Raw genomic sequence first — 21522 nt, 5'->3', positions numbered from 1 at the left:
AAAACAACAAACTTATAAAGAAATGAATTAATTTTTATGGGTGTAGCCAGCCATAACCGGGATTTTTTTTCTTAAGAATACTGTCAATATTACAAACCCCAGCAATGCTCCCGCAAACGAACTAAAGATAAATAATGGAATAAAGCCAAAAAGGGTTGCTTCCTTCCCCAGTAAAAGAGTTGCAATTGGATAACATAGGACTGCACCAATAATCCCCGTCCCAATGACTTCCCCGATAAATGCTAGATAGATTTTCCTTGTTTTTAAGAATAATAGAGATGCCAGCAGCGCTCCTACCATACTACCGGGAAACGCAAACACGGAACCCGTTCCCATTAGATTTCTTAGCAGTGAGACACAAAACGCCTGGGCGACAGCGTAAAACGGTCCCAATAGCACGGCAGACAATACGTTCAAGAAGTGCTGAACGGGAAATACCTTTGTAAATCCTATCGGAATCGAAACGAAGCTGCTGGAGAGTGTTCCAATTGCAATCATCATCGCCGTCAATGTCAGTTTATAGGTTTTATTCATCCCCTATTCACTCCCTTATGTATTGCTTTTGCTGCTTCACATGGTGACTTTGCCTGGCTAATCGCGGTGATCACCGAAACTCCATCTGCCCCAGCTTCGATAACGGCGGCGGCATTTTCACTGGTAATTCCGCCTATCCCCACTATTGGGATGGTGTATCCATTTTTTCGCAGTGCTTCAATAAGGCTTGTCCCATTGGATGGCTTTGCATCTTCCTTTGTTTTTGTAGGAAAAACAGGCCCAATCCCGAAATAATCAGCACCGTCCCGCAAGGCAATCTCGGCTTCCTCCAGCGAATGGACAGAAACCCCAAGAATCTTCTCTCCAATCCTTTCCCTTACCGTTTTTACCGGCTCATCCTCTTGTCCGATATGAACCCCATCTGCCCCAATCGCCAGGGCGAGCTCGATATCATCATTGACGATGAATGGAATATGATTTTCCCTGCAAATTGCTTGAAGTTCTTTTGCAAAGATCCTTTTTTCGGCACCCATTAATGCCCCTTCACCCTTTTCACGGAATTGAAAAAGAGTAATCCCGCCGGCAATTGCCCCCCTTAATACTTCTTTTGGCTCTTTATAACAGTTCGGACTGCCCATGATAAAATAAACGTGTACTAACTCGCGTAAATCTTTCATGGCCTTGCCACCTCCTTAAAATATTTTCTTTTTCGATAGGCCCAGTGGTTTGTCGGACCATGACCATGGCCGATTGCAATACCATCTTCAATAGCTGCTTGAATGAAATCCTTCGCTGTTGATACTGCATCATAAACCGTGAAGCCTTTGGCTAATTCAGCAGTAATGACTGCCGAAAAGGTACACCCTGTTCCATGGGTGTTTTTTGTAGGGATCCGCTTGCTGGTAAAGGTGTGAAATTCCTTCCCATCAAAAAGTAAATCTGTGGACGTATTCTCATTTTCATCATGACCGCCTTTTATCACGACATTTCTGACTCCAAGGTCACACAGTCTTAGCGCCGCTTCCTGTTTATCTTCAAATGTTTGGATTTTCAAACCTGTTAACACTTCAGCCTCCGGAATATTCGGCGTAATGACTTCGGCAAGAGGCAATATATCATTTTTCATTGCAAAAATCGCTTCCTGTTGCAGTAAAGAGGCCCCGCCTTTGGCAATCATCACAGGATCAACAACCACATTTTTCCATCGGTATTTTTTGATACAATCGGAAACAGTCTTGATAATTTCGGCACTAAAAAGCATTCCCGTTTTTACCGCATCCGCACCCATATCCTCGCCAAGCGCTTGAATCTGCTTGGCAACCGCCTCTACCGTCATGGGGTAAACTGCGTGGACTCCTAGTGTATTTTGAGCTGTAACTGCAGTCACAGCAGACATCCCGAAAACCGCTAATTCTTGAAACGTTTTTAAATCTGCTTGAATCCCCGCGCCGCCGCCACTATCAGATCCGGCGATTGTTAATGCTTTTCTCATCATCTATCCCTCCACATCGTTCATTGACAGAAGCATACCTATTCATCTCGTCAGAAGATACCATTGATAATTGATTTAAAAATTCAATTTGGAAGCTGCCTGGCCCTGATTGAGCTGATTTCGCAGCCGCCTTTTCGGCTGAAATACCATAGAAAGTTAAGGCAGCCACTGAAGCAAGAAGCAGATCCTTTTCTACTGCCGTAAAAGCCCCAATCACCGAAGTTAATAGACAGCCGGTCCCCGTTACTTTTGTTAAAATTGGATGTCCATTGCTAACAACATATGTTGTTTTTCCATCTGTGACGACGTCCTCCTTCCCTGTTATAACGACCACACACTGTAATTTTTCCGCAGCAGAGATAGCTAGTTCAACGGTGTTCCCATTCCCCGCTCCTGCATCAACGCCCTTAATTTCCCACTTTTCTCCTACAACATTAGCAATCTCAGCGGCATTTCCTCTGATCACAGAAACATCGACCTCGTTCATAAGGTTTTGCGCAGTTTCCGTCCGGTACGGTGTGGCCCCTGCACCCACTGGGTCAAATATGACTGGAACACCATGCTCGTTAGCCGCCTTTCCAGCCAAGATCATCGTCTCAACCGTCTGCGGGTTTAATGTACCAATATTCAAAACTAGTGAACTGGCAATCTTCGCCATATCCGCGGCCTCTTCTTTGGCATTTGCCATAACCGGTGAAGCTCCAAGGGCCAAGAGCCCGTTTGCTGTGAAATTGGTGACAACCACATTCGTCATATTATGGACGAGTGGGTTTACCTCTCTTACCATTTGTAATGTTTCTGCCAATTTACTTATTTCCAAACCAATCTCCCCATTTCTTTTTTTTAAAATAAAAAACCAGATCCAAAATTGGACCTGGTTTGGTAGAAAGCGAAAAACTTATTATTACGCTCGACTACTTTCCTACGCTGGTATTACCCAGATCAGGTCCAAAGGGTTAAAAACTTAACGTTTTCTCTCAGCCTGATTACAGGGCACCCCTAGTAGATACTTCACTTATTAAATTACATCCATATTACCGCTAATTACCATTGATGTAAAGAAAAACACTTGAATTATAACTGGAAAGGGAATGTTTCCCTCATCACCTGTTTACCATCGGTTATAAACCCGCTCAGCAAATCCAAGGAAATTTTGTACGTTTATCACCTTACCATCATCCAAAATCGCCTTTCCATTGAACCGGCCAAATACCTGGTGCTGGTCGCTTGCAATAACGCCAATTGAGGTAAAATCGCTTCGATCCAAAATCGGGGTAAACGTCATTTCAAATCGGTGATCGCTAGATGAAAAGACCCATGGTTTAAGATAGTCAAATTTCCCCGCGGCATTATTCATCGGAATATGAAATTGTACGTCTTGTAATTTATGTGCGACACCATCATAGAAGAGCATATTTTCACTAGCAGCCGATGTGTCGCCAAAACCGTAACCGATATTAAAACCAAATGATTTTCCATCGACCATCCCTGAGGCTGAACCCCAATACCATGTGTTCCGGTACGTCCAAACACCACGCCCCCAGTCCAATATTCCAAAGGAATCGACTGGATTAAACCGGACTTCTTCGCCGCCGATGGAAGCAGTACCTTTTGCTGTCATGCAGTTGATTTTTTGATTAAAATAGAAGGCTTTCGAATCTTCGGCAAATGGCGTTGCGATAACCATAGAATTCTTTGGTTCATTGTATAGGGTAATGTCACAATGAAAATCTTTGCCTTTATCGAAATTTTTCATTGAGCATTTCAGTCTTCTTGTGTTATTTTCATGTAAGAATTCCATGTGAATGCGTTTATCTTTGTACATGACATTACCTGTTTTCGATGATGAAGGCAGCCTTAACTTACCGAACGTAAATGGTTTAATGATGCTGGTAGTCTTAAATCTAGCATTATTAAAATCTAGTATAGAAACACTTAACAGCCCCATATAAGAATTATCCGCCACGGTCAAAGCCACTGCATGGTCATCGTTCGCAACCAAATAGTAGTCCCATTCTTTTATTCTATAGGAACGTGCTTTTATGTCCTCTCTTCGGTATTCAAGAAGCATTTCTGTGGCGTACCCCTTATCATTAAGCTCGCCCCTATCATTTAGCAGCCTTTGTGCTTTTGTTATTCTCCTTTGCATCCCATTCACATCCCTCGTCCATCACAAAAAATTATTGTCATCTTTGCAGGTATATTTTCTTGCAATCCTTATTCCCTGATTTTCACAAAATCTATGAGTTCCTTGAGTTCATTGGTAAATCCTTTTACTGCTCGCTCGCCCACTACCGTAACAGGGACCCCTAAAAAGCCAAATTTCTCCACTTCTTTTTGATAGTCTGATTTCAACGACACATCCCTTACTTCAAACGGAATCCCTTCTTGCGTGAGAACCTGTTTGACTAATGTACATTCAATACAATCATTTGTCGTATAGACGATGACGTGTTTATTCATAAATAAGTCCCCTCTATATCCATATTTTTAAAACAGTATTCTTATGTAAGTGTTCATATGAAATAAAAGCACCAGAATTGACGTCATTCCGACATCATAACTCGAGAAATGTCTGAATATGCGCTTTCCCAAGCAATAATGCGAAATTTCCTCCTTCAAAAGTACACTACTATTCCCACTACCATCATAAGAAAGACCCACCCGAACCACAACACACTAAGTATCGCAAATACAAAATAAACAGCAAAAGAAAAGGCAAATTGTCCACCTGAGGTGGACAATTTGCCAAAAGTGTCTTTTTATGGTGCCTGACACCATTTTACTATTTCTTCCAAGTGAGCGAAGATTTCTTTGCGGGTGTCGTTTCTTTGGAGGGCGATGTCGATGGTTGCTTTGAGGTAGCCGATTTTGTCGCCGATGTCGTAGCGTGTTCCATCGAAGTTGTATGCCAGGACAGCCTGTTGTTTATTTAGTTCGTTTATGGCATCAGTCAGTTGTAATTCGTTGCCTTTACCTAGAGGAAGTCGCTCCAGGATAGCGAAAATCTCAGGCATTAAGATATAACGTCCCATGACGGCAAATGCCGACGGAGCCTCTTCTGCCTTAGGTTTTTCCACTAACGCATCAATGGCATATAGGTCTGGCTCAATCATTGCACCCTTCGGCTTAATGACGCCATATTTACTCACTTCATGTTCCGGAACCTTCTGTATCGCCACAACCGAACTATTATAATACGTAAACACCTTAATCAGCTGTTTTAAACAAGGATCCTCTGCCAGCACAATATCATCACCGAGCATAACTGCAAATGGTTCATTACCAATAATATTTTTGGCACAAAGGATGGCATCCCCAAGTCCATTTGGTTCCTTTTGGCGAACATAATAGATCTTCACTAAACTGGATATTTGCTGAACTTTCTCCAAATCTATTAGTTTATTTTTTTTAAATAAGGTATCTTCGAGCTCATAGGATTTATCGAAGTGATCCTCTATTGACCGTTTTCCCCTGCCGGTTATGATAATAATTTCCTCAATCCCCGACGCTGCGGCCTCTTCAACAATATATTGAATGGTAGGTTTATCAACAATCGGAATCATCTCCTTTGGCACGGCCTTGGTTGCTGGCAAAAAACGTGTTCCGAGCCCCGCAGCTGGAATAATGGCCTTTCGGATTTTCATAAACTCCCCCCCTTCTAAACCATTTCTTACTTTTCGTCTTCAGGATGCAATGGCCGATATACCTTTTTTAAAAATCTATGCATCAGCTGCGGCAGAATGGTTTTCCTCCTTGTTACCATCGTGGTAACAATCGCCTTTTTCTCCTCTTTCGAAACCATCCACTCATCAGGGATGAGCGAGACAATTTCCTCTATTAAAAGAATCGGCATCGTTTGGATCAATTCAAGATGTTCCGTAAAATCCTGTTCATTTTCAATAAATTGTGCCATTAATTGATGTGTGGCACTTTTCAATACCTCTACTGGCAAATCTTCCAAATCAGCATGCAGCCAATTGTAGGTTCCGAAGATTTCTGCTTGATCAATCATCCATACTTCGTACCGATCTCTCACTACCTCTCGCAAAAGAATATTTTTGCGAGTCCTGTCCTGGTTACACAACCAATAATCCAACAAAATGATTCCTGCCAGTGATTGATGGTTCACAATATGGGCTACATTTGAAACTTGATGTCCATTTTGGCAATCAGGGACGTACAAAGAGGCAAATTGGTAGCGGGTTTGAGGCGCCTGCGCCTGCGATAACTCAGGAACCTGCGAAGTAAATTCTTGAGTAATATCCACTAAACAAGCATATGGCACTGGTAATCCAAGATATCGTGCCAAGCAATACCCTACCCACTCATTCGGCAGCGTTTTTTCAAAACCAGGTTGGAAAAATTTGACCACATAATCCTTACCATCGTTGAAAGTGATTAAATGAGCATTTGATTTCCCTTCCAATTTCCTAAGATACGAGGTGGGTTTAATCATCTTGCCTCCCGCCCCCATCATCACCAAATTTTTTTAACAATTGAATATACTCATCGGCCACGGCTTCAATCGAGAAGTTTTGCTGAACATGATTAATTGCAGCCTGAGACATTCGTTGTTGGACATTCAGGTCATCTAAAATCCGATATAATTGCGTGACTGCGTCATCGACATTTTGTCCGCGAAAAAGCAGACCCGTCTCGCCCTCCACAACTATTTCTGTCACGGGCATCATTCTAGAAGCAACGACGGGAACTCCACAGATCATCGATTCAATAAACGTATTGCCAAATGATTCGGACTTTGTTGTCGCAAGGGTACAGCCTCCGGATTGGCGAATTTTAGCATACACATGTGGCATTTGCTGATAAGGGATAACTGGAAACCATTTGATGATGTCGGTGAGCCCTTCTTCTTGCCAGGTGGTTTTAAATTCCTCACGCTGGACACTTTGGGCACCGCCGATAATCCAAATTTCAATATCATTGCGCTCCCTTTTAATCTTTTTTGCCACTTCAAGTAGCATCGGCCAGTTCTTACGTTTGTCCAATCTGCCAATCCAGCCAATAATTTTTTTCTCATCTGACACCGCAGGGGCTGTGTGATAATCGATTTCTTCAGTGGGCAATGCCCGGAAAAATGTGGTGTCGACACCGTTGTAAATGACATCAATCGGGACATCATTTGTTAAAATGGACACTAACCGCTTTTGATAATTTGACGGAACGATAATTAATTCCGGCTGAATTCCTTTAAATGTGGTAAGGTGTGGCATGAGCTTAATCAGCTCCGGGGTACGTGCTTCGATAATAACCGGACCTTGATAGTTAGCCTTTCGGAGCCATTTATAGGCTGCACCTGTATCGACGACAATGATGGCGTCATAGGAATTATTTTTAATAATATTTATAATCTTTTTTTCATCCTTCGTTAAATAAACGGGTGCAACATCCTGCATGATGTGCAATCCGCCATGATCCGTCGTGTATAAAAACTCGGTATCAATCCCCTGCTGTTTAAAATAAATCGAGCGGTTTCTCCATCCGGCATTAACCCCGCCTACAGTGAGGAGCCGCCAGATTACTAAAACTTTCATTTAGACTACTCCTTATATATTTTTTGGACCACCTCTTACTTAAAAAATAATTAATGACAGTTAGCTGTGATGGCGCTTCCTATTCTTAGGACGATTTTTGCGATCCCGTTCATGGTATTTTTCTCCCTCAAATCGTTTCCTGTTGTGGTCCTTATCATCGTGACGGCGGCTTTCACCGACAAAACGCTTACCTTCTTTACGATTCTTATCCCATCCCTTATCTCCTAAGCGAACACCATCACGGGAAAATTCCATCTCACGGGAATCCCAATATTCATCTATTTTTGCCATGACAGTATCCGGATCCTTCCCCCGTGCAAGCATGGTTTTGACCCATTCTTCTTTAAATACCTTATGGACTAATCCTTGTAGCTGGGCCACATATTTTTCCTCATCCTTTGTTGTGAGCAGTTGTTTACTTAAATTTTTCAACGATTCCTTGTCTGGTTTTTCCGGCAGTAAGATTTCGTAAATCTGATGAGAAATCTCTTCCATGCGGATATAGTGCAGCCACTCTTCATACACATCAGGCGCCATTGATTTAACATGTCCTAGAAAGATGGCCTTATTTTCTTCACCTAGTGACGTTAATAGTTTCCGTGGATACGGATAGACACGGTCACGCCATACTGTTCTCGCCACATCAATGACTTTCAAACTGCCATCCGGCTGCAAGTAAATCTGTCGTTTATGATGGTCAATCCGCTCATAGCCAATTTTTTTAAACGTAATTAACATGATAAGTAGTCTTGCAGACAGTGATTCTGTGAGCGGCTGGGATTGTAAATATTCACGAATATCCACGCCTCTAACAATATCCATAGCGATATAGAGTGGCCCTTTTGCATGTATTTTTGGAAAAAGATTCGTATCTTTCCCAAGAGATAAGGCATAGTGTTCTCGTTCACAATCCTCTTCATTACCGAATACCTTCACACAAATATCCTCAGAAACTTGGAATACTGCACCTTGACGGCCTTTCCCCAGCATGCTTAATGGGGAATTGTTTACCACCTCGACATCGGCATTGACTTGATTTTGAACTTTAATATCTTTTAACCAGTTATTTAATTGATTAATATCCACATTTCTCCTCCTTGTTTAGTATAAATCATAACAACAGCAGTTAATCCGAAAGATGATTTGCTGCTTGTCTAAATGAATGACAAGAAAAACAACGAATCTCACTTATTGCCTACTATAGTTAATTCAAGTAAGGTCGAAAATGTTAAGGCATGCGTCTAAAAATCAAAAAAATGGACAACGATGATTGCTATCGTTGTCCATCCATAATTAACCAATTGGTGCCTGACACCTATCTCATCATTACCCCTGTGAGAAAAGTTAAAAATACGTGTGTGCCGAGTTTTACGGTTGGCTGCACGTTGCTGTCTTTTTGTGGGTCGAGACAGACGATGTCCATTGCCTTGACTTTTTGATGCTTGGCGACGGCTAGTACCCCGTCTAGTAGTTCTGCTGTTGTCATGCCCCCCGGCGTTGAGGCCGGTACCCCTGGAGCGTAGGCAATATCAAGAACATCCATGTCCACCGTCACATAAATCGTATCCACCTTTTCTGACAATGCTGCTAAACACGCAAGGACGGTTTCCTCAATCCCCTTTTTCCGTGCCTTTCTTAGTGTAATGTAATTGACACCATGCTCTTCAGCATACATCTTTAAATCCTTTGTATTGAAGAATCCGTGCAAACCGATGTTGTACATATCGGAACCCTTTACAACACCACTTTCAATCAAATTCCGCATCGGGGTCCCGTTAGAAGGACCATTATCCGACAGATCCCGTAAATCAAAATGGGTGTCAAACTGGATAATTCCAATTTTTTCGTCAGGACTGGCCTGGTGCATTCCTTTCACCATCATCGCTGTAATCGAATGATCACCGCCAATTGCGCATACCGTTGAAGTCGGGAAATGGTCTTGGATTGCAGCAGAGGCCTCAATAATATTGTCATGACAGCGGCGAATATCGGTAACATGCATCGGAACGTCGCCAACATCAACCGCCACCTTTGATGATAGATCCACACCCTCGTCCAAATTATAGGTGGTAAACCCCTTCCAGGCACGGCGAAAGGCATCCGGAAATTCGGAAGCACCCGAAGCGCTTATCGATGAACGGGAAAGTGGGACGCCGACTACTACAAAATCGACATCCTTCCTTTTTTCAGGATCCGCTTCAGCTGTTAGTGGCTGAATCCACTCGTGGACCTTAACCGCGTCATCAGCAGCCTCAGGTCTAACCCAAGTAAAACTTGGCGGATTTAGTTTAGGATAGAGAAAGCTCTTCAACTATATGACCTCCTCTAACAACCACCTGACCATTTTTCACCACTATATCCGTATGGTTCACCCCATAAGAGTATTGCAGCTTCATATAATTCTCGATGTTAAAAATCGTCACATCGCCTTTTTTACCCACTTCCAAACTGCCAATCTCCTGGCCGCGATTAAGCGCATGTGCTGCATTAATCGTAGTCGCGGTGATTACCTCTGCAGGTGTCATTCCCATTTTTAAACAGCCAAGATTCATAATAAATGGCAAGGAAACAGTCGGTGATGAACCTGGATTGCAATCTGTCGACAGCGCTACCGGTACCCCAAGGTCAATCATTTTCCGGCCATTTGCGGATTCAGCCATTAGAAAGTAAGCTGTCCCAGGCAGTAATACCCCGACCACACCTTGTTCCGCCATCGCCCTCATCCCTTTTTCTGAAGCTTTTAACAAGTGATCAGCAGAAATGGCGCCAACCTCTGCTGCAAGCTCTGCCCCTTCATAGGGCTCAATCTCATCGGCATGAATCTTTGGAATTAACCCGTGGCGCTTTCCGGCCTCGAGAATCACCCGTGATTGCTCAGGTGTAAAAACGCCATGCTCACAAAACACATCGTTAAAATCCGCAAGTCCGAGCTCCGCCACCTTTGGAATCATGTCTTCTACAAGTAACCGAACAAACTCATCGGGATTTTCCTTATATTCTTTTGGTACTGCATGTGCCCCCATGAAGGTCGAAACGACATCAATCACATGTTTCTCATTCAATTGTTTCGCTACTTCCAGCTGCTTCAGCTCGGTTTCCCATTCCATTCCATAACCGCTTTTTGCCTCCACTGTCGTGACCCCGTGGCGCAAGAATTGATTTAACCGGCCAAAGCTTGCTTGAAAAAGCTCCTCGTGTGACGCAGCCTTTGTCGCCCTTGTTGTCGCATGGATGCCGCCGCCCGCATTCATGATGTCCATGTACGTTGCGCCCTGCAGCCGCATATTAAATTCATTTTCCCTGCTGCCGGCAAAAACCAAGTGGGTATGCGGGTCAACGAGACCTGGTGTGACAAGCTTCCCACTAGCATCTACCACTTCTGCTTCACTAAGACGACCTTCGAATTTTGCTAAAAGCTCTTCATCCGTACCCACCGCTTGAATGACACCATCTTCAATCCACACACTGCCATTTTCAATAATGCCAAGCTCAGACATCGCTTCCTTTACAAGTGGAGCTTGTGAACTCCCCTGCAACGTAACGAGCTGATTCGCATTTCTGATAAAAATTACTTTACTCAATGCCAACATCCTCTCAGTCTATTAGTCTTGTTGCAACATCGGCATGTTGATGCCTTTTTCTTTTGCCGTCTTAATCGCTAGGTCATAACCGGCATCTGCATGACGAACAACGCCCATACCAGGGTCTGTCGTTAATACGCGCTGTAAGCGAACCTCTGCATCCTTCGTCCCATCAGCAACAATAACCATACCGGAGTGCTGTGAATACCCCATGCCAACTCCACCGCCATGGTGAAGTGAAATCCAGCTTGCGCCGCCAACGGCATTGATCATTGCATTCAAAATTGGCCAGTCGGATACAGCATCACTGCCGTCTTTCATGGCTTCTGTTTCACGGTTTGGTGACGCTACAGATCCGGCATCTAAGTGGTCACGGCCGATGACGATTGGAGCAGAAACCTCACCAGAAGCAACCATATCATTAATCAATTTACCAAAGCGGGCACGATCGCCAAACCCAAGCCAGCAAATACGAGCTGGAAGGCCTTGGAAGGCAATTCTTTCTTGTGCCATTCTTACCCATTTGCAAAGATGCTCATCATCCTTGAATTCTCGTAGTAATGCCTCATCAATTTTGCGAATATCTTCCGGGTCGCCAGAAAGTGCTGCCCAGCGGAACGGTCCTTTTCCTTCGCAGAACAATGGACGAATATATGCAGGAACAAATCCAGGGAAATCGAAGGCATTTTCTACTCCCTCATCCTTTGCCACCTGACGGATGTTGTTACCGTAATCAAATGTAACGGCACCCTTTTCCTGCATTTTCAACATTGCCAAAACATGCGCGGCCATACTTTGTTTGGAAAGTTCGACATACTTTACTGGATCTGCCTGACGTAATTCGGCCGCTGCTTCTAAAGAATAACCAACAGGTACATACCCGTTAAGCGGATCATGGGCAGAAGTTTGGTCTGTTAACACATCCGGGTTGAAGCCTTTTTCAATCATCGCGGGTAAAACTTCGGCTGCATTTCCAAGTAAACCAATCGAAAGCGCTTTTCCAGCTACCTTCGCCTCATGCGCCAATTTCAATGCCTCGTCAAGATCATTTGTTTTTACATCGAGGTATCTTGTTTCAATCCGACGATCGATTCTGGTTTCATCGACATCAATGGCAAGACAAACACCATCATTCATGGTTACGGCTAATGGCTGTGCCCCGCCCATGCCACCAAGACCGGCCGTTAATGTAATGGTGTGTTTTAATGTACCGCCATATTCCTGACGAGCAAGCTCAGCAAACGTTTCATACGTCCCTTGGACAATCCCTTGGCTGCCAATATAAATCCAGCTGCCGGCCGTCATTTGGCCATACATCATCAAGCCCTTTTTATCAAGCTCATGGAAATGCTCCCAATTCGCCCATGCTGGTACAAGGTTAGAGTTTGCTAGTAAAACCCTAGGTGCATCCTTATGCGATTTCCACACGACAACCGGTTTACCTGATTGAATTAACAGGGTTTCATCCTCTTCCAGTTCTAAAAGCGTTTTCACAATCGCGTCATAGGACTCCCAGTTACGTGCTGCCTTGCCAATTCCGCCATAAACCACTAAATCCTCCGGTCTTTCCGCAACCTCCTGATCAAGATTGTTCATTAACATCCTTAGTGCAGCCTCTTGAATCCAGCCCTTTGCATGTAATTCCGTTCCTTTATAATTCGTAATAACTCGCTTATTTGCTATATTCGCTTCCACTTTTACCACTCCTTAGTTTTTATTATATTCTTATTATAAAAATATAATTTTCTGAAAAGTAGGGATAAATAAACAGATAAAGGATAAAATACACAGGTTTCCCTTCATTTTTTTAGAGTTTTATTCTTTAAAGTGATACTTTTTTTATAAAAAGATACTTTTCCTAGAAAAAAGAGAACAGTTACACTAAACTGTCCTCTTGCCACTTTTATTCCATTCCGGTTTTTGCAAGCGAAATTCCCTCGGGGTCATTCCAGTTAGTTCCTTAAACATTCGACTAAAATAATTGGCATTTTGGTACCCCGTTAACATGGAAATCTCTTTAATTGGCTTTCTTGTTTCGATTAATAATCGTTTGGCTTCCTTCATTCGGATCCCGGCCAGCACCTCGGTAAAACTTGACCCGGTTTTCGTAATGAGCAAATGACTAAAATAGGAGGGATTGCGATCGACAAATTGAGCAACATCTTCGAGTCTTAGTCGACTATTGGAAAAATTCGCCCTCATATACGATAGGCCCATTTCAATCGGATCCTGTTTCACGTTTTGCATGTTACTTTCGGCACCGACAAACATCTTTTGGCTAAATAAAATGAGGTTTTGCACTGTTCGATACAGAACCGTATCATATAAAATCGAGTTAAAAATAGTTCGGTATTCTTGTTCATAACTTACATCGTCATTGAGATGGCAGGTTTTCATAAATCTTCTGACTTGTGCCAATATACTCGTTAACCGGATTCGGACTAATCCCGGATCCGGATAGGGATCAGATAAGTGAAGAAATTCAGCATAGAGCCACTTTTTTATTTTTTCCATATTGAGGTTTGTTAGCATATCGACCCATTCTCGTTGTTCAGGTGGTGTTAAAAAAGGATCCATATGCCCCCATTCCGGTGAAAACTCTAATTCAACAACTTGCCGGTAGCCTTTATAATAGGTGAATTCCAGCATTTTCCTCGTTTGCAGGTATTTCTGATTAAGGCTTATCGCCGAGGAGTTCCCTTTATGTACAACAATTGCCAATGGATCGGAGTACTCTTCCTCCCACTTTCTCATTGCTTTTTGGCATTGCTCCGTCATGTTACTACACGTTTCCTTGAATAAAAGCACCACCATATCGCTTAGCGCGAAAATGCCGTGGCTGTCTATAAATGGATATTCGGTAATAAAAGAATAGAGCGTCGGGACCATTTCAACACTTTCAGTCTGAAATGCCGCTATTTTAACCTGGTCTGTTGTTGCTCCCTGCTGTGAAAGGAATAATCCTTCATAAGAAATATCTTTATGTGATGGCGAAAGGTGGAAGCCCGTGGTCTGAATTTTGGTGCTTAATCTTCTGGATGCTTTTTGGAAGGCCAATTTTACCTTTGTTGCAGAAAAAGGTTTTATCATTAAATCTAATGCTTGCATATCGATTGCCAAGCGAGCCTTTTCAAAGGTAGCTTCCGCACTTGAAAGAAGGAGGATTGGATCATAAATGCGCATCAGGTCACGAAAGCCAGACCATTCCTCTTTGCTAATCATGTCGAGCTCCAAAAGAACAATATCAGGGGATTCCTTTTCAAACCGAACAATAAAATCTTGATAGTTTGCCGCTAAAAAAATAGCCGAGACCGGAATGGAAGATGTTTTTAATAACCACTTTAACCCTTCCCGCTCATTCAAATCGCGATCAGCAATCAGCCATTTACCTTCCATATTGCTGTCACCCCTTTATCTGTGGTCGAGTGAACAAAATTGCCAGACCTAACCCGAAGATCGCAGCAAGGAGATATGTCGCCCCTATTGACTGTGCCAAGAATTTGATCATTCCACCGTAACGGTCATTCGCGATGCTTACCAGGGATCTCTGAAATACAGGTTGATAGAGTAAAAAATAGGGAATTAGAACGAGTGGAACCGCAAACCAATTCCGCCCGAGAAAATATTTCGTTAACAGAAAACCAATGACTGCAAATAAAATAGCAAATCCGTAAACAAATACATTTATGTACTGCAACGCTCGACTCGGCTGATCTAAAAAAGCTAAAACAGCTAAACAAATCATCCAAAAAAACGCCATCAAAATAGACACAACCTGCGACTTAACTAAATACTTCATAAACTTCACCTCAATGGTGCCTGACACCATAAACTGTACTACTACTATAATAATACGATAAAAGGACAAAGGGAATCCAGATTGAATCCCCTTTGTCCTTTTTATTGTCTAGCTCCAGGGCGCTTGTGCTTTTCTTGTTTAGCCTACGTTAAGCCCAAAGTCTGTAGCAATGCGGCCGAGCCCGCCTTGGTAGCCGGAGCCGACGGCTGAGAATTTCCATTCGCCGTTATGGCGATATAGCTCACCAACGATGATGGCTGTTTCGATGGAGAAATCCTCTCCAAGATCGTACCGAATGATTTCTTGATTTGTTTCTTCATTAACAATCCGGCAGAAGGCATTGGATACCTGTCCAAAGTTCTGACCACGAGCCTCTCCATCATGAATGGTAATCACAAATGAAATTCTCTCCACTTGCGCAGGAACCGCGGACAAATTAACTTTCACTTGCTCATCGTCACCGTCGCCTTCACCCGTACGGTTATCACCTGTATGTACTACGGAACCATTTCCGCCCTCAAGCTGGTTATAGAAAACAAAATCTTTTTCCGATTCACACTTTCCGCTGGCATTCAATAGAAAAATGCTGGCATCCAAATCAAAATCGCTCCCGCCGTCATAACGATTCGTATCCCAACCAAGTCCAACCACTACTTTGGATAACCCGGGATTTGTTTTCGTTAAGTCTACCTTTTGACCTTTAGATAATGAAATTGCCATATTAACACCCTTCCCTATCTTTTAATTATTCTTACTATCCAAATAATAGATAGCTACTACCATCGTACACTCATACCCTGTAAAATTCACGTGAGTTGCTGTTTTGAAACCCAAAAGTTCCAATACCTTCCTTAATTGTACAAAAGCTAGACTTAATTTGCCACCATTTTAAAGATTAAAATACGATATAACCTTATTTAGTCAGGTTTTGAACTGCAAAATTTGGGCAAATTATGAGTATTAACCCAAATTGGCAACCTATGCTATAATGAACTGTTAGCAAAACGGGATCAGCCGTTTATTTTAAGCAAGGAGCGATTCTTTTTATGATAAAAATTGAAATACCAAATCCAGATGTTGTGATTACGAAAAAGAGACAAGTAGGGGAACCAGTTGAATCCGTACTAAGCAGTGTATACGGTTTTACCGATTACAATAGAATTCCTCGGGATAAAGGCGGAATTATCTTATTTTTCAATGCCAATGACGATTTACTTTTTGTCGGCAAAGCTAGGAAATTGAGACCACGCGTGAAGCGCCATTTTGAAGATACCGTTTCTCCCATCAAAGCCCATCGCGATGAGGTCAATAAAATTGCGGTAATCGTGGTAGATGAGCCGATGGAAAGAGAAATCTATGAAACCTACATTATAAATACCCTTCAGGCTAAATATAATATCGACAAAGTCTTCTATAAATAAGGTATAAGGAAAAGAGCAGTTTTCAATCGATGAAAACTCGCTCTTTTTTACTTTATTAACTAATATCTCCATACTTTAAAATCATTTCTTTTTCAATATGACTAGCGCGAATGCCAAATCGCGGCTGCTGCCTACCCACTTCTTCACCCAATAATATTTTTATTGCCAGATACGGCAGGTTTATGCCAGAAAGACAGCTAACATGCATCCCACCGCTCATGCGCGGATTGATTTCAAGCAGCTTCGGCACACCGTTGTTATATTTCACCTGGATATTGAATATATAGGGCAATTTATACTCCTGATGGAATCTGTGGGCGAGTTGGATGAGTTCAAGACTTTCCACCAGCTCCCTAACCCTGCCGTCCCCCTTCATTCGGGGAATCGCTGCAAATAATTCATCCTCTGAAGAAACGCAGTCGATACTATATTCCCTGCCCTCTAAATACTCGAGCACCATTAAATCGGGAAACGTTTCCTGTTGACTTAAGATCTCACAGGCATAGTTATACGGAATTCGATAGCCAATCCCCTGTTGGAATAGCTGGGGAATGGATTCAATTTTGTCCTTAATTACCCGAAAACCATTTGCCCCCTCACCAATAACGGGTTTGAAACAAACTTCATGCCCTTTTTCCTTAAGTGAAGCATAAGCCTTTTTAAAATCCTCACTATTATTTACCACATAATAATCGGGGATGGAAAAGATCGGCTTCCCATTTGCAAGGGTTTGATAGGCGGCGGCTTTATTGTCCATCGTTTCCATTAGGACAGCATCAGGACAAACGAGAACGTTCACACCCATTGCACTGAAATCTGCCAGCCGTTTCGATATCAACACATTTTCTTTCCGAGGGATAAAAATATTGATCTGGTGCTTTCTGCAAAAGTCCAGGCAAAATTCGATATAGTCATTCCCGGAAATATCCGGCTCGACATAGGCGAAATCACAATTTTGTAAATACAATGCATCTTTATTTGGATGCGTTCCATAAATGATAAATTTTCGCTGGTCCTCGTTGTCACGAATCATGTCTATATAATGCGAAACCGTGGTAAACCATCGATTAAACCAAATCTTCATGTGAAACCTCTTTCATGTTGTAGTTATATAAGACCTTTTCCATTATGGGCTAACATCATAAAATTTATAATCAAAATCCCTGATAATGATAAAGAGCAATGGAAGTAGTGCATCATTTACTGCCGCTTTATAAAAAATAAAAACGCTCCTGCCAAAGCAGAAACGTTGATTGTGGAAATGAGTTCCTTAAAATCCTCGCCTATTATCTCACCAGATCGACACCTAAACAAAGCTTTTGACATGATTCAAGCGAGAAGCAAACTCCATAATGGCTTCTATATCCAATTTTGTTTGGTCGGACATGACCCCGTCTACCTTTTTCACTACTTGTCTTTCAAAAAAGTTCATTTTAGACACGATAAATTCTCCGCCGAACAGGCCCATTGCAACGGAATTCTTACGCAAATCCTGGGGAAAGGCATGATTAAACTGTTCAATGGCTGTCTCACCATCACGCATGCAAACCAGAAAAAGACCTACTTCCTTCTCTAAGAGCTCATCATGATGTGTTTGGATAAACTTTTTTATTTTCCTTTGAATCTGCCCGGCGTGAATCGAGCCGCCAATGATGACCCGATCAAAATCCTTTAGATCAAACAGCGTTTTCTCCCTTTTTAAATCGACTGATAAAACGCCTCCCTCAAGATTCTCGCATAATAATCCAACCGCTTTTTCAGTAGTCCCATGGGATGAGCAATAAACAATTAAACTATTCACGTCCAATTCCCCCTTCCTTTACTCCATTATAAATCCCATAACAAACAGCAACTGCGTTAATATTGGCAATATTATTACAAATAAACAGTTTCTTACACCATTTCCATCCTTTGCATCATTTAAAAGCTCCACAGCTTATTAATGGTGTCAGGCACCATTTGCAAGGAATACAATGTAGAAATGAGGAAAAGCGAGGTGGTGTTCATGGGTTTAATAGAGTTTCCCTTTATTCTCTCTGGGCCGATTGTTCGACGGGTTGAGCCTGGAAGGGTGTTTATTTGGATTGCTACTAGCGGGAAATGCGCTATTGAGGCAGCCTTTTATCAAGTCACGAAAACGAGCAGCAACAAGAAATTTGATTATCAACTACTGAGTACCAGTAGTGAACCTCAAACAGTAAGAGTCGGAAAACAGCTATTTATCCACCTAATAAAGGTTGTCCCCTTGAACGGAGATTTTCCAACGGATACGTTAATTGGGTATAACCTGCAATTTACAACCAGTTCAGTACAGCATGATTTCCAAAGCCTCCACTTACTTTCCCCGGATCATCAGCAGTCCATCGTTTACGGAAAGCTAAAATACCCCACCTTTCAAATAAAAAGTGGGAACAGTCCGAGCAATATTCTCTATGGTTCCTGCCGAAAACTCCATGGTGAAGGAGAAGATACTCTTTTACGCGCAGATGCCATTCTGGCCCAGGAATATGAAACAACTTGGAAGCGACCAGATTCCCTCTTTCTAATGGGCGATCAAATCTATGCCGATGATGTTGCCGATCCCCTTATTCTAGCTATTTCAACCCTCAGCCATGAATTAATTGGGCAAAGGGAACCGTTGCACCAACTGGAAAGTCGCCTCAAACAAACACCATTCACAACCACTCTTTATCAAATCAATGGTAGACAATTTATCATGGAAAACCTGGCCCAATTTACCTCCGGCCATGCCCATAACCATCTTATCGAATTTGGCGAATTTGCTGCCATGTATTTATTGTCCTGGAATCCCGAGCTTTGGGCAGCAGCGCAGGCCCATCAATTATTTGAATCCTTTGATGGTGCTTTGGAGAAAAATCTGCTCCATTTTACCTTTCCAAATGAAGAAAAGGTTAAGAAACAACATAAAACGGAACGAACGAAATTAAAAATGCGTTTTCACGATCAACAGGAAGCCATCATCACCTTTCATGAATCCCTTTATAAGGTTCGAAGGCTGCTCGCGAACATCCCAACCTACATGATCTTTGATGACCATGACGTCACCGATGATTGGAATATCACAGGTAATTGGAAAAGAAATGTCCGCAGATCGCCATTAGGCAGCCATGTGACAGCAAATGGCCTCGCAGCCTATTGGGCGTTCCAAGGCTGGGGGAATGACCCTGATTCATTTGATGCTGATTTTATTGAAACAATGGCGTCCTATCATAGAACCCTTAGAAAAGGAACCCATCATTCCACAACACACGATAATTGGCTGCAGCAATTATGGAATTTCAGTTCCTGGCATTTTATTGCTCCCACACATCCTAAAGCTGTATTTCTTGACACTCGGACACAACGGGAATACCGTTCCGAACCAAAGCGGGTGCAATTTGGTCATACCATGAAGGAAACAGAAGGCTGCCCGCAGCTCATCAACAAAATTAGCTGGGCGCGCATCACCCAAAAGCTACAACAAAGCGACTGGAAAGCTGGAAGTCCCGTCATCGTCGTTTCTGCCACACCTGTTTATGGCATGGGGTTAATTGAATCCTTTCTGCACAATTACGTCTATCCGTTTCAAGTTATTGGCGTAGAAGTGCAAACCTCATTTGATTTCGAGGCATGGAAATACAACGGGGAAGGGTTCACACACTTTCTGCAACAGACTGCCAAGTGGAACCCATCACAATGCATCATTCTTTCTGGTGACGTTCATTACGCCTCGGCGGTCAAAGCCACTGTCACATTTTCAGATGGAGGAATGCTTCCGATACAACAATTTACAAGCAGCCCGATAAAAAATATGAGTTTCAGTGGGGTTTGGGGGCTCTTAATGAAAATGGTTATTAATGTAAACTCTATCAGTAGGAAAAAGAATGATATTTACCGTGTGTGTGACCCATCATATACCATCACCCATCTAGATAAAGAAAATGTCCATGATGCCACGTATTTATGGAAGGATCAATTACGATACCAACGATTAAAAAAAGAATCCATCATCGAAACCAATAATAATATCGGCCTCATTACCATTTTGGATAACGACATCCAACATATTTTACTCAAGTGAAGGTCAGCTTCCAGACCTTCCCTTTTCAAAGGTGTTCCGAACAAAATTCCCGATTTCCCAAATTGCTTTCTTGGCTTCAGGTAAGGCATCCCCGCCAATTTGCCAAACATGCCACATTCCCTGCCAAATTTTCATCCTGACTGGGACACCTGCTTTCCTGGCCTGAGCTGCCAGTGTTTCAGCATCACTTTGCAAAATTTCATGGTTGCCAGCCTGGATGAACAAGGGCGGCAATCCTGAAAGGTCAGCGTAAACAGGTGAAATAAGCGGGTGGTCAGGGGCTTCTTTTCCGGCATACATATGGACAGCTTCCCTAACCGCTTTCAAACTTAAATAGGGATCAAGCCCTTCATTTTTCCGATAGCTTTCCCCACTGCTGGTTAAATCCACCCACGGTGAGAGCAATACAATCGCAGCCGGCAGCGGCTCGTTCTGATCCCGTAACACCAAGGCCGTTGCAATCGATAACCCTCCACCCGCGGAATCACCGGCAAATATAATATTTGCTGGATCGTAACCCTGATGCAGCAGCCAGCGATACACGGTAACGGCATCTTCAATGGCAGCCGGGAATGGATGTTCCGGGGCAAGACGATACTCCGGGAACAACACCTTCACGCCAGCTGCCTTGCCAATTCTTGCCGCAAGCGGCCGATGAGTATTGGCTGAACAAAGCGCATAACCACCACCGTGTAAATATAAAATGACCTTATCCGCCAATTGGCTGTTGAGTCCGGAAGTAATCCACTCGGCGTACAATCCCTCGATTTCCAGTGGTGTAACCTGACAGTTCTTGGGGAGCTTTCCCAGTCTCCTTGCGGCAGCATCAAGCATTTGCCGCTTTTCATCCATCCCCTTTCCCTTTACACCCTTCCGCAATGTCCTCTTCACCGAAAGCTTTATTGCTTTTTCAAAAAAATAACTTTGAAAACTTGGCATGGTGTCTTCCCCTCTTTTTCTCCAATTATTGCTAATTTCATTATACTAGATAAACCTCGTTCGCCCATCCAGATTTCGGTTTTTTCTGGCAAACGTTCAAAAATTTTGTAAATATTCTGTAACAATTCTTCCATTTCCTCTTTCATATAGTACAATTAT

At 42.8% G+C, this 21522-nt stretch carries 21 protein-coding genes and 1 riboswitch; of the genes, 2 read left to right on the top strand and 19 right to left on the bottom strand.

What is annotated here, in order from left to right; genetic code table 11:
- Positions 1–27: 27 nt before the first annotated feature.
- From thiW to RCG19_RS19920, 16 genes are all read right to left on the bottom strand, one after another.
- On the bottom strand, positions 28–534 hold the full coding sequence (gene thiW / locus RCG19_RS19995) for an energy coupling factor transporter S component ThiW (protein WP_308108561.1): 507 nt from the start codon (positions 532–534) through the stop codon (positions 28–30).
- The gene (thiE, locus tag RCG19_RS19990) at positions 531–1172 is read right to left on the bottom strand and encodes a thiamine phosphate synthase (protein WP_308108560.1); all 642 of its coding nucleotides are present in this window, start codon (positions 1170–1172) and stop codon (positions 531–533) included. Before thiE ends, thiW begins: the two co-directional genes overlap by 4 nt.
- Positions 1169–1990 carry a bifunctional hydroxymethylpyrimidine kinase/phosphomethylpyrimidine kinase gene (gene thiD / locus RCG19_RS19985; protein WP_308108559.1) on the bottom strand — a complete coding sequence of 274 codons (822 nt, stop codon included), beginning with the start codon at positions 1988–1990 and terminating at the stop codon, positions 1169–1171. Before thiD ends, thiE begins: the two co-directional genes overlap by 4 nt.
- Positions 1956–2774 (bottom strand): hydroxyethylthiazole kinase, encoded by an 819-nt coding sequence (thiM, locus tag RCG19_RS19980; RefSeq protein WP_374049625.1) that lies wholly within the window; start codon positions 2772–2774, stop codon positions 1956–1958. Before thiM ends, thiD begins: the two co-directional genes overlap by 35 nt.
- 115 nt (positions 2775–2889) lie before the next feature.
- Positions 2890–2998, bottom strand: a riboswitch (TPP riboswitch).
- A 100-nt stretch (positions 2999–3098) separates the two neighbouring features.
- The gene (locus RCG19_RS19975) at positions 3099–4136 is read right to left on the bottom strand and encodes a DUF2804 domain-containing protein (protein WP_308108557.1); all 1038 of its coding nucleotides are present in this window, start codon (positions 4134–4136) and stop codon (positions 3099–3101) included.
- Between the two features lie 68 nt (positions 4137–4204).
- Positions 4205–4450, bottom strand: coding sequence for a glutaredoxin family protein (locus RCG19_RS19970; RefSeq protein ID WP_308108556.1), 246 nt, complete (start codon positions 4448–4450; stop codon positions 4205–4207).
- Positions 4451–4749: 299 nt separating this feature from the next.
- Entirely contained in the window at positions 4750–5634 is an 885-nt protein-coding gene (galU, locus tag RCG19_RS19965; protein ID WP_308108555.1) for a UTP--glucose-1-phosphate uridylyltransferase GalU, read from the bottom strand.
- Positions 5635–5660: 26 nt separating this feature from the next.
- On the bottom strand, positions 5661–6446 hold the full coding sequence (locus tag RCG19_RS19960; protein WP_308108554.1) for a HipA family kinase: 786 nt from the start codon (positions 6444–6446) through the stop codon (positions 5661–5663).
- On the bottom strand, positions 6439–7542 hold the full coding sequence (locus tag RCG19_RS19955) for a glycosyltransferase family 4 protein (RefSeq protein ID WP_308108553.1): 1104 nt from the start codon (positions 7540–7542) through the stop codon (positions 6439–6441). Before RCG19_RS19955 ends, RCG19_RS19960 begins: the two co-directional genes overlap by 8 nt.
- A 60-nt stretch (positions 7543–7602) precedes the next feature.
- A complete protein-coding gene (locus tag RCG19_RS19950; RefSeq protein WP_308108552.1) occupies positions 7603–8628 on the bottom strand; it encodes a hypothetical protein in 1026 nt (341 codons plus the stop codon).
- Positions 8629–8857: 229 nt separating this feature from the next.
- Positions 8858–9853, bottom strand: a complete 996-nt coding sequence (locus RCG19_RS19945; protein ID WP_308108551.1) for an agmatinase family protein — start codon at positions 9851–9853, stop codon at positions 8858–8860.
- Positions 9831–11132: an imidazolonepropionase gene (hutI, locus tag RCG19_RS19940; RefSeq protein WP_308108550.1), complete on the bottom strand. Its 1302-nt coding sequence runs from the start codon at positions 11130–11132 to the stop codon at positions 9831–9833. Before hutI ends, RCG19_RS19945 begins: the two co-directional genes overlap by 23 nt.
- A 12-nt stretch (positions 11133–11144) precedes the next feature.
- On the bottom strand, positions 11145–12818 hold the full coding sequence (gene hutU / locus RCG19_RS19935; protein WP_308108549.1) for a urocanate hydratase: 1674 nt from the start codon (positions 12816–12818) through the stop codon (positions 11145–11147).
- Between the two features lie 186 nt (positions 12819–13004).
- Positions 13005–14519: a helix-turn-helix domain-containing protein gene (locus tag RCG19_RS19930; protein ID WP_308108548.1), complete on the bottom strand. Its 1515-nt coding sequence runs from the start codon at positions 14517–14519 to the stop codon at positions 13005–13007.
- Between the two features lie 7 nt (positions 14520–14526).
- A complete protein-coding gene (locus tag RCG19_RS19925) occupies positions 14527–14922 on the bottom strand; it encodes a hypothetical protein (protein ID WP_308108547.1) in 396 nt (131 codons plus the stop codon).
- Positions 14923–15060: 138 nt separating this feature from the next.
- Positions 15061–15642: a TerD family protein gene (locus tag RCG19_RS19920; protein WP_166245377.1), complete on the bottom strand. Its 582-nt coding sequence runs from the start codon at positions 15640–15642 to the stop codon at positions 15061–15063.
- Between the two features lie 326 nt (positions 15643–15968).
- On the opposite strand from RCG19_RS19920, the gene RCG19_RS19915 reads away from it, so the two are divergent.
- On the top strand, positions 15969–16343 hold the full coding sequence (locus RCG19_RS19915; protein WP_166245375.1) for a nucleotide excision repair endonuclease: 375 nt from the start codon (positions 15969–15971) through the stop codon (positions 16341–16343).
- Between the two features lie 55 nt (positions 16344–16398).
- Here RCG19_RS19915 and RCG19_RS19910 read toward each other — a convergent pair whose 3' ends face one another.
- Positions 16399–17427: an ATP-grasp domain-containing protein gene (locus RCG19_RS19910; RefSeq protein ID WP_308108545.1), complete on the bottom strand. Its 1029-nt coding sequence runs from the start codon at positions 17425–17427 to the stop codon at positions 16399–16401.
- Between the two features lie 222 nt (positions 17428–17649).
- Positions 17650–18144, bottom strand: coding sequence for a flavodoxin domain-containing protein (locus RCG19_RS19905; RefSeq protein ID WP_308108544.1), 495 nt, complete (start codon positions 18142–18144; stop codon positions 17650–17652).
- Between the two features lie 204 nt (positions 18145–18348).
- On the opposite strand from RCG19_RS19905, the gene RCG19_RS19900 reads away from it, so the two are divergent.
- Positions 18349–20424: a metallophosphoesterase family protein gene (locus tag RCG19_RS19900; protein WP_308108543.1), complete on the top strand. Its 2076-nt coding sequence runs from the start codon at positions 18349–18351 to the stop codon at positions 20422–20424.
- A 3-nt stretch (positions 20425–20427) separates the two neighbouring features.
- Here RCG19_RS19900 and RCG19_RS19895 read toward each other — a convergent pair whose 3' ends face one another.
- Complete coding sequence (locus tag RCG19_RS19895) at positions 20428–21363, bottom strand: alpha/beta hydrolase (protein WP_308108542.1); 936 nt, start codon at positions 21361–21363, stop codon at positions 20428–20430.
- Between the last annotated feature and the right edge of the window lie 159 nt (positions 21364–21522).

The organism is Neobacillus sp. OS1-2, assembly GCF_030915505.1.
In the GTDB taxonomy this organism is placed as follows: domain Bacteria; phylum Bacillota; class Bacilli; order Bacillales; family Cytobacillaceae; genus Neobacillus.
Note: the sequence above shows the minus strand (reverse complement) of the source record. Positions and strands in the feature narration are given on the sequence as shown.